Annotated in this window: 1 pseudogene (only partly in view); it reads left to right on the forward strand. The window is 47.9% G+C overall.

Annotation, left to right across the window (positions count from 1 at the left end):
• Positions 1 to 68: 68 nt before the first annotated feature.
• A pseudogene (locus V7659_RS23950) lies at positions 69 to 672 on the forward strand (spore germination protein); its annotated part runs 283 nt beyond the window's last position; the annotation flags it as partial.

Genomic DNA, 672 nt, shown 5'->3' on the forward strand with positions numbered 1-672 from the left:
TCATACTAATCTCACTAGTTCTCCTGATCTTTAGCTACACAATCCAATTTAAACGAGGGTGAATCTCCATGTCTTTTATAATTCAAGAGCAGAAATTACGCAGCCTGTTCACCGCTTGTGCCGATGTACAAATCCAGTTACATGAATATGGAACAGAGCCTCATGTCGAGAAGGTACTGCTCCTCTTTTGCACAGGACTGGCTGATCCTGTGCAAATTAATCATGTGGTGCTTCCGCAGTTGGAGCAAAACAAATCGTTACCTTTGCTTCCTGTCTCGCTGGAAGGGAGTCGAAATGCGGTAGAGCAGGAGATTGTTAGGAAGGTATTTGCGGGAGAACTTTTGCTGCTTTTTGAAGGGTCAGGCGAGTTGTTCTCGCTGAATGTCGCTAAACTTCCTCAGCGCCAGACGGAAGAATCCACCTATGAAGTGTCAGTGAAAGGACCACGCGACTCGTTTACGGAGTCAGTGGAGACCAACGTAGCTCTGCTTCGGAAGCGGGTACGGAGTACGACACTGTGCAATGAATCGTTTGTGGTCGGGAAACGAAGCCAGACCAAAATCTCCCTGATGTACCTTTCCGATGTACTGAACGAGGAAGTGTTGAAAGAGGCAAGAAAGCGGCTAAATTCCCTTGACGTGGACATTGTCAACGGCGTCTCCCCGCTAGAGG

It is taken from the genome of Neobacillus drentensis, assembly GCF_036966985.1.
GTDB classification, from domain to species: domain Bacteria; phylum Bacillota; class Bacilli; order Bacillales; family Cytobacillaceae; genus Neobacillus; species Neobacillus drentensis_E.